This is a genomic window from Frankia gtarii, assembly GCF_025403375.1.
GTDB lineage: Bacteria > Actinomycetota > Actinomycetes > Frankiales > Frankiaceae > Frankia > Frankia gtarii.
The window spans coordinates 19,708-28,549 of the sequence record NZ_JAMPTM010000062.1 but is presented as its reverse complement, the minus strand read 5'-3'; the positions used below and the strand labels follow the sequence as shown (position 1 = coordinate 28,549).

The window sequence follows — 8,842 nt, the reverse complement described above, 5'->3', positions numbered from 1 at the left end:
CGCCCGCCCCCTCCGCGCCGACGAAGCCGGCAGCCGCCAAGCCCACCGCGGCGGCCAAGCAGCCGGCACCCGCCCCCGCCGGCGCGGCGGCAGGTTCGGCCACCACGCCGCTGCGCGGCGCGGCCGCCCGCGTGGTCAGCAACATGGAGACCTCGCTGCACGTCCCGACCGCCACGTCGGTCCGGGCGTTCCCGGCGAAGCTGCTCGCGGACAACCGCATCGTCATCAACCGCCACCTGGCCCGCTCAAGCGGCGGCAAGGTGTCGTTCACCCACATCATCGGCTACGCGATGGTGAAGGCGCTGGCCAGCAACCCGGCCATGAACGCCTCCTTCGCCGAGGTCGGCGGCAAGCCGGCGCTCGTCCAGCCGGAGCACGTCAACCTCGGGCTGGCCATCGACCTGGTGACCCCGAAGGGCCGCCAGCTCGTCGTCGCCGCGGTGAAGAAGGCCGACACCCTGGACTTCAGCCAGTTCTGGGTCGCCTACGAGGACCTGGTCCGCCGCGCTCGGTCGAACAAGCTGACCACCGACGACTTCACCGGCGTCACCATCAGCCTGACCAACCCCGGCGGCATCGGCACGGTGCACTCGGTGCCCCGGCTGATGGAGGGCCAGGGCACGATCATCGGCGTCGGCGCCATGGAGTACCCGGCCGAGTTCTCCGGCGCGGCGGCCAACACGCTGGCCAGGCTCGCGATCTCCAAGACGATCACGCTGACCAGCACGTACGACCACCGCATCATCCAGGGCGCCCAGTCCGGTGAGTACCTGCGCCGGATGCACCAGCTCCTGCTGGGCGAGGACGGCTTCTACGACGAGATCTTCCAGTCGCTGCGGGTCCCGTACGAGCCCATCCGCTGGGTCGCGGACATGCCCGTGGTGCACGAGGGCGACCTCGACCACAACGCCCGGGTGCTGGAGCTGATCCACGCCTACCGGGTGCGCGGTCACCTGATGGCCGACACCAACCCGCTCGAGTTCGCCATCCGCAGCCACCCCGACCTGGACATCATCAGCCACGGGCTGACGCTGTGGGACCTCGACCGGGAGTTCGCCGTCGGCGGGTTCGCGAGCCAGCGCACGATGTCGCTGCGCGACGTGCTCGGCGTCCTGCGCGACTCGTACTGCCGGCGGGTCGGCATCGAGTACATGCACATCCAGGAGCCCGACGAGCGGGCCTGGATCCAGGCCCGGGTCGAACGGGCCGCGGAACGTCCGGACCCGGCCGAGCAGCTGCACGTGCTGGAGCGCCTCGGCGCCGCGGAGGCGTTCGAGTCCTTCCTGCAGACGAAGTACGTCGGCCAGCGCCGGTTCTCCCTCGAGGGCGCCGAGTCGACGATCCCGACGCTCGACGAGGTGCTGGAGCGCTCCGCCGACGCCGGCATCGACGAGGTCGTCATCGGCATGGCCCACCGCGGCCGGCTGAACGTGCTGGCGAACATCGTCGGCAAGTCCTACCGGCAGATCTTCGCCGAGTTCGAGGGGCACCTCAACCCGCAGACGGCGCACGGCTCCGGCGATGTGAAGTACCACCTGGGCGCGGAGGGTGTCTACACCGGCCGCGAGGGGCGCAAGGTGCCCGTCTCGGTCGTGGCGAACCCGTCGCACCTGGAGGCGGTCGACCCGGTCACCGAGGGCGTCGTCCGGGCCAAGCAGGACATCCTGGACAAGGGCACGGCCGGTTTCACCGTCCTGCCCGTCCTCGTCCACGGCGACGCCGCGTTCGCCGGGCAGGGGGTCGTCGCCGAGACGCTGAACCTCTCCCAGCTGCGCGGCTACCGCACCGGCGGCACCATCCACCTGGTCATCAACAACCAGGTCGGGTTCACCACCTCGCCGGAGTCGAGCCGGTCCTCGGTGTATGCCACCGACGTCGCCCGGATGGTCCAGGCACCGATCTTCCACGTCAACGGGGACGACCCCGAGGCGTGCGTGCGGGTGGCGGCGCTGGCCTTCCAGTACCGCCAGGCGTTCAACAAGGACGTCGTCATCGACCTGGTCTGCTACCGGCGGCGCGGCCACAACGAGATGGACGAGCCGTCGTTCACCCAGCCGTTGATGTACGACACCATCGCCAGCAAGCGCTCGGTGCGCAAGCTCTACACCGAGGCACTGATCGGCCGCGGGGACATCACCCGCGACGAGGCCGAGCAGGCGATGAAGTCCTACCGCGCCGAGCTGGAGAAGGCGTTCGCGCAGACCCGGGACACCACCCCGTCCGGCGCCGCGCCGCAGCCGCGCATCATCACCACGCCGGAGGAGGCGGCCGCCGCCGCCGCCGTCAGCACCGCGGTCTCCGCCGAGGCCGTCAAGAAGGTCGTCAACACCCAGGTCACCCTGCCCGACGGCTTCACCGTCCACCCGCGGCTGCGCCCGCAGGTCGAGCGGCGCGCCCAGATGGTCGAGACCGACGCGATCGACTGGGCGCTCGCCGAGACCCTGGCGTTCGGCACCCTCCTGCTCGACGGCCGGTCGATCCGCCTGACCGGTCAGGACAGCCGCCGTGGCACCTTCGGCCAGCGGCACGCCGTGCTGGTCGACCGGCACACCGCCGAGGATCACACCCCGCTGCGGACGCTGCGCTACGGCGTCGACGGGACCGAGACCAACGACGGCGTCGGCACCTTCTACGTCTACGACTCGCTGCTCAGCGAGTTCGCGGCGATGGGTTTCGAGTACGGCTACGCGGTTGCCCGACCGGACATGCTGGTGCTCTGGGAGGCGCAGTTCGGCGACTTCGCCAACGGCGCCCAGTCGATCATCGACGAGTTCATCAGCGCAGGCGAGGCGAAGTGGGGGCAGCGCTCGGCGCTCGCCCTGCTGCTCCCGCACGGCTACGAGGGCCAGGGGCCGGACCACTCCTCCGCCCGCATCGAGCGGTTCCTGTCGCTGTGCGCGGACAACAACATGACGGTCTCGGCGCCGTCGTCGCCCGCCAGCTACTTCCACCTGCTGCGCCGGCAGACCCTCTCGCCGGTACGGCGCCCGCTGGTCGTGTTCACGCCCAAGTCGATGCTGCGGCTCAAGGCCGCCACCTCGACGGTGGCGGAGCTGACCGAGGGCAGCTGGCGGCCGGTGATCGACGACGACTTCGTCACCGATCCGTCGACGGTCCGCCGGGTGCTGCTCTCGGCCGGCAAGGTCTACTACGACCTCGCCGCCGCCCGGGGCAAGCACGACGACGCCGAGCGGTTCGCGCTGCTGCGGGTCGAGCAGCTCTACCCGACTCCGGGACCGGAGCTGGCGAAGGTGCTCGAGCGCTACCCGAACCTGACCGACGTCGTCTGGGTGCAGGAGGAGCCGGCGAACCAGGGCGCCTACCCGCACATGGCGGTCAACCTCGGCGAGTCCCTGCCCGGTGGGATCCGCCTGCGCCGGATCTCCCGGCGAGCCGCGGCGGCACCGGCGTCGGGTTCGTCGCGGGTGCACGAGCGCGAGCAGCAGGCCCTCGTCGAGGCCGCGTTCGAGGACTGAGCAATCACCCCGGCGGCCACCTTCTCGGACGGCTGCCGGGTGCGCATCGACGAGGAGGACGGACGGTCCCGGCACCGCGCCGGGACCGTCCTACTCTCTGACCCGGCCCACGTGCCCCCTGATCCGGCTGGACCGCGGGACGCGGCAGCGCCGAGGAGGACGGGAGCGGGGATGTACTTCACCGACCGAGGCATCGAGGAGCTTGCCGACCGTCGCGGCGCGGAGACGGTGACCTACGAGGGGCTCGCCGACTCGCTGCGGGCATTCGTCGACGTCCACCCGGAGTTCGAAGAGGCCGTCGAACGCCTCGCCACCTGGCTCGCCCGCCCCGATGACGACGACGACCTCTGATCCGGACCCGGACCCGGACCCGGACCCGCCGCTCAGGGCGTGAGCACGAGTTTGCCGAAGACATCACCGTCGGCGAGCTGCTCGAACGCCGACCGCGCCGCGGACAGGGGGCGCACCTCGTGCACCGGCGGGCGGACGCCGGTGCGCTCCAGGAAGGCGAGCAGCTCGACGAGCTCCTCCCGGCTGCCCATCGTGGATCCGACGACCGACAACTGGAGGAAGAAGATCCGGGTGAGCTCGGCCGGCGGGTTCGGGCCGCTGGTAGCGCCGGAGACGACGATGCGGCCGCCGGGCCGCAGGGACCTGACCGAGTGGCTCCAGGTGGCCGCGCCGACGGTTTCGATGACGGCGTCGACCCGCCGCGGCAGCCGGGCGCCGGACTCGAACACCTCGTCGGCGCCGAGGGCCGCAGCCCGCGCGCGCTTGCCCTCGTCACGCGAGGTGACGAACACGGTGTGCCCCGCGGCCTTGCCGATCAGCAGGGCGGCGGTCGCCACCCCGCCGCCGGCGCCCTGGACGAGCAGGGTCCCGCCGCCGCCCGCGGGCAGGCCGGCCCGGGACACCACCATCCGGTAGGCGGTGAGCCAGGCGGTCGGCAGACACGCCGACTCCTCCCACGACAGCCCGGCCGGCTTCGGGACGAGGTTTCGCCGGGGCACCGCGACCCGCTCGGCGAGGGTGCCCGGGTGCAGCTCGGACAGCAGGGTGCGCCGCGGGTCCAGCGTCTCGTCGCCGCCACCCGCCGCCGGATCGCCGATCACCGCGTGCACGACGACCTCCTCCCCCTCGGCGGTCACCCCGGCAGCGTCACATCCGAGGATCATCGGGAGACGCTCGGCCGGCAGGCCCACTCCGCGCAGACTGAACAGGTCGTGATGGTTCAGCGAGGCGGCCCGCACCGTGACGGTGACCCACCCGTCCGGGGGCGTGGGCTCAGGCTGCTCGCCGATGAACAGACCGTCGAGAGGGGCATCGGGATGCAGAGAGACCGCGGCGGCTGCGAGCACCCTACGAACCTATGGCCGCCCGATCCTGGGCGCGAGCAACCCGAGTCGTTCGCGATGCGGATGCCGAGGCCAATCCCGACGAAAAGGGATCATCCGCCCCGGCCCGCGCATCCTCGGGTCCGTTGTGCTGAACTCATCGCCGTGGGTATGACAAGCATGGACGGTGCGGTGAACAAACCGTGGTGACCAGGGATGACTCGCCGGAGACGCCTGGGCGGCGCGGGGCGCATCGACGGCTCAGCTGGCGCCGTCAGCGGATCGCCCCGATCCCGGAGGCCCCCGCCACGGTCATCATCGACGGCACGCCGGTCATCACCGTCATGTCGGCGGACTTCGTCTGCTGTTCCTACAAGGGCTGCGGCACGTTGCGCCCGCTCGACGACGCCGTGGAGAACCGGCCATGTCGCGGGTGCGGCCGGGTCTGACCGCCCCCAGACGCGCGTTCGGGGACCCCGCAGGCCGCTGCCTGCGGGGTCCCCGTCGTCACGGACCCGCTCAGCGCCGGGCAACCCCGTCGGCCCGGGCGGCCGCGGCGACCGCCGCGGAGACCGCCGGGGCCACCCGGGCGTCGAACACGCTCGGGATGATGAGGTCGTCGGCGAGCTCGTCGGCGATCACGTCGGCCAGCGCCCTGGCGGCGGCGAGCTTCATGCCCTCCGTCACCCGGCTGGCCCGCACGTCGAGCGCACCGCGGAACACGCCCGGGAACGCCAACACGTTGTTGATCTGGTTCGGGTAGTCGCTGCGCCCGGTGGCCACGATCCGGGCGTACTTGTGGGCGATCGCGGGCTCCACCTCGGGGTCCGGGTTCGCCATCGCGAAAATGATCGCCTCGGGGGCCATGGTGGCGACCGCCTCCTCCGGCACCTGCCCGGAGGACAGGCCGAGGAAGACGTCGGCGCCGCGCAGCGCGTCGGTGATCGAGCCGGTCAGGCCGGCGGAGTTGGTCTCGGCGGCGAGCGCGGCCTTGACCGTGGTGAGGGCGTCGCGGCCAGGGTAGATGATGCCGCGGCTGTCACCGACCGCGATGTCACCGATGCCGGCGGCCAGCAGGATGCGGGTCACCGCGACTCCGGCCGCACCCGCGCCGGACACCACGGCACGCAGGTCACCGAGGGTGCGCCCGGTCAGCTTGGCGGCGTTCTCCAGCGCGGCCAGGGCGACGATCGCGGTGCCGTGCTGGTCGTCGTGGAAGACCGGGATGTCGAGGCGGTCCTGCAGCAGGCGCTCGATCGCGAAGCACCGCGGCGCCGAGATGTCCTCGAGGTTGATCCCGCCGAAGCTCGGCGCGAGCCGGACGACGGTCTCGACGATCTCCTCGACGTCGGTGCAGGCGAGCGCGAGCGGGACGGCGTCGACGCCGCCGAAGTGCTTGAACAGCGCCGCCTTGCCCTCCATGACCGGCAGGGAACCCGCTGGGCCGATGTCACCGAGGCCGAGCACGGCGGTCCCGTCGGTGACGACGGCGACCGTGTTCGCCCGCCAGGTGTAGTCGTCGGCGAGGGCCGGTGTCTCGGCGATCGCCATGCACACCCGCGCGACCCCGGGAGTATAGGCCAGCGAGAGGTCCTCGCGGGTCTCCAGCGGGACGGTCAGCGCGACGCCGATCTTCCCGCCGCGGTGCAGCGCGAAGGCGGGATCGTCGTCGGACGGGCGCGGGCTGACCCCGGCCAGTTCCGACGCTGCGGTGGAGTCGAGGGTCGAGTGGTCAGTGATTGCGGTCACGGAGATTGCTCCTCGGACATGCCGCCGGTGGCCCCTTGAGCAATCGTGGTACCACCTGGGCGGCGCTACAAGACGCCCACCCTCCATGCGTGCCGTGTCCGCAGGAGGGCGGGCCTGAGCGGTCCCACCCCAGGATATTTGGTGATCATGAGGCGGGACGAGCGCCCGGGGATTGCCCGGGGTTACATCCAATATCGCACGCCGACCCGCTCGGACTCGCGCGGAAGCTTCGCCCACGGTGAACCTCGGACGAACCCGACCGCAACGCGATCGAAACATGTCGACACGGAGCGGGCGCGCGAGCGTAGCGGAGACGTCACATGATCAGGGTTGGGTGCACTCGGGCACCACCCACGTCACATAAACGCATCACCCAATCCTGGAGGTCATCAGTGCACAGCGGCGTTTTCCGTCCTGGTTCAAGGATATCCGCCCTGGTCATGAGCCTCGCTCTGCTGACGATCGTGGCGGGCTGTGGCGATGGCGACTCCGACTCCACCGCCACAGCGGCGGCGACTTCGGCCTCCGACAGCGTCATCGCAGGTCAACTACCCCAAAGCAGCCGTGACAAGGGGACGCTCACGGTAGGCACCGACCCGTCCTACGCGCCGAACGAGTTCTTCGACACGGATGGAAAAACCATCATCGGAATGGATATCGACCTGGCCCGCGCACTCGGCGGTGTCCTGGGTCTCAAGGTTCAGCCCACCCAAGTGGTCTTCGACTCGATCCTGCCCGGTCTCGCCTCCGGCCGGTATGACATCGGCATGTCCTCCTTCACCGACACCAAAGAGCGGGAGAAGCAGGTCGACTTCGTGACCTACTACTCGGCGGGCACCTCGTTCATGACCCGCGGCCAGGGTGGGGTGAAGGTCACCACGCTGGACGATCTGTGCGGGCACACGGTGGCGGTGGAGTCCGGCACCGTCCAGCAGACCGATGCCGGCGATCAGAGCGGCCGCTGCACAGCGGCGGGCAGGCCCGCGGTCACCGTGCAGAACTACGACGACCAGAACGGCGCCAACCTGGCCCTCGCCTCGGGCCGCGCCGATCTGTCGATGGCGGACTCGCCGGTCGCCGACTACCAGGCGAAACTGTCCGGCGGGAAGATCCGGATCGTGGGGAAGCCCTACGGGACCGCGCCCTACGGCATCGCCGTGCCCAAGAACTCGGGACTGGCCGCTGCGCTGCGCGCAGCCATGGCCAAGCTCATCGACGACGGTGAGTACACGAAGATCCTCGACCGGTGGGGGGTCCGTGACGGCGCCATCAGCAACCCGCGGATCAACGGCGCCACCGGATGACGGCCGCGAACGCCTCCCCGCCCGAGCGCGGCGCTGCCACCCCCCCTCTCGGACCTGCACCTGCACCTGCACCGACACCTGGACCCGCGGCGGTGGCGACGGCCGGGATCGGCGTCGGGGTGGACGTCGACGCCGTGCCGCTGCGCCATCCCGGCCGGTGGGCGGCCGGTGTGGTCATCCTGGTGTTCGCCGCGATGGGCGTGCACTCCCTCGCCACAAACCCGAACTTCCAGTGGGGCACCGTCGGCGACTACCTGTTCGCCGAGCCGGTGCTGCGTGGCATGTGGGCCACCGTCTACCTGACGGTCATCGCGATGGCGATCGGGGTCGTCGGCGGAATCGGGCTGGCCATCCTGCGGATGTCGCCGAATCCTGTCGTGGCCGGCGCAGCCTGGCTGTACATCTGGTTCTTCCGGGGCACGCCGCTGCTGGTCCAGATCCTGTTCTGGAGCTTCATCGGCGCCCTGTACCCCCGGCTTTCACTCGGAATACCGTTCGGGCCGAGCTTCGTCTCCGGCGACGCCAACCACGTCGTGCCGCTGTTCGCCGCGGCGGTGCTCGGTCTCGGTCTCAACGAGGCGGCCTACATGGCCGAAATCGTGCGCGCCGGGATAAACGGCGTCGACGCGGGCCAGACCGAGGCGGCGTCCGCGCTGGGCATGCCCCGGGCGCTGACCCTGCGGCGCATCGTGCTGCCGCAGGCCATGCGGACAATCATTCCCCCCACCGGGAACGAGACCATCTCGATGCTCAAGACGACCTCGCTGGTGAGCGTGATCTCCTACAACGAGCTGCTCAACGCCACCCGGCTCATCTACGCCCGCAACTTCCAGACGGTCCCGCTGTTGATCGTGGCGGCGCTGTGGTATCTCGCGCTGACCTCGGTGCTCACGGCCGGGCAGCACCAGCTGGAGCGCCGCTTCGCGCGCGGGATCCTGCCCCGCGTCGGTGAGCGCCGGTGAACGCCGGCTCGGCCGCC

The 8,842-nt window shown here is 70.9% G+C and carries 7 protein-coding genes; 5 read left to right on the top strand and 2 right to left on the bottom strand.

Annotated elements, in window-relative coordinates; translation table 11 throughout:
• Together NBZ83_RS11910 and NBZ83_RS11905 are read left to right on the top strand one after the other, a co-directional pair.
• Window positions 1–3,476, top strand: a 3,476-nt coding sequence (locus NBZ83_RS11910) for a multifunctional oxoglutarate decarboxylase/oxoglutarate dehydrogenase thiamine pyrophosphate-binding subunit/dihydrolipoyllysine-residue succinyltransferase subunit (RefSeq protein ID WP_261574958.1), incomplete at its 5' end; no start/stop codon positions are given.
• 171 nt (window positions 3,477–3,647) lie between these two features.
• Window positions 3,648–3,827 (top strand): DUF6104 family protein, encoded by a 180-nt coding sequence (locus NBZ83_RS11905; protein WP_261564751.1) that lies wholly within the window; start codon window positions 3,648–3,650, stop codon window positions 3,825–3,827.
• Between the two features lie 32 nt (window positions 3,828–3,859).
• Here the strand turns inward: NBZ83_RS11905 and NBZ83_RS11900 are convergent, their stop codons facing one another.
• The gene (locus NBZ83_RS11900; protein ID WP_261564753.1) at window positions 3,860–4,834 is read right to left on the bottom strand and encodes a zinc-binding dehydrogenase; all 975 of its coding nucleotides are present in this window, start codon (window positions 4,832–4,834) and stop codon (window positions 3,860–3,862) included.
• 182 nt (window positions 4,835–5,016) lie between these two features.
• Here NBZ83_RS11900 and NBZ83_RS11895 point away from each other — a divergent pair, with 182 nt between their 5' ends.
• Window positions 5,017–5,259, top strand: a complete 243-nt coding sequence (locus NBZ83_RS11895) for a hypothetical protein (protein ID WP_261564754.1) — start codon at window positions 5,017–5,019, stop codon at window positions 5,257–5,259.
• A gap of 70 nt (window positions 5,260–5,329) precedes the next feature.
• On the opposite strand, the gene NBZ83_RS11890 is transcribed toward NBZ83_RS11895, so the two are convergent.
• Window positions 5,330–6,559: an NAD(P)-dependent malic enzyme gene (locus NBZ83_RS11890; RefSeq protein ID WP_261564755.1), complete on the bottom strand. Its 1,230-nt coding sequence runs from the start codon at window positions 6,557–6,559 to the stop codon at window positions 5,330–5,332.
• A gap of 440 nt (window positions 6,560–6,999) precedes the next feature.
• Here NBZ83_RS11890 and NBZ83_RS11885 point away from each other — a divergent pair, with 440 nt between their 5' ends.
• Together NBZ83_RS11885 and NBZ83_RS11880 are read left to right on the top strand one after the other, a co-directional pair.
• The gene (locus NBZ83_RS11885) at window positions 7,000–7,863 is read left to right on the top strand and encodes an ABC transporter substrate-binding protein (RefSeq protein WP_261564757.1); all 864 of its coding nucleotides are present in this window, start codon (window positions 7,000–7,002) and stop codon (window positions 7,861–7,863) included.
• Between the two features lie 92 nt (window positions 7,864–7,955).
• On the top strand, window positions 7,956–8,825 hold the full coding sequence (locus NBZ83_RS11880; protein ID WP_261574957.1) for an amino acid ABC transporter permease: 870 nt from the start codon (window positions 7,956–7,958) through the stop codon (window positions 8,823–8,825).
• Window positions 8,826–8,842: the final 17 nt, after the last annotated feature.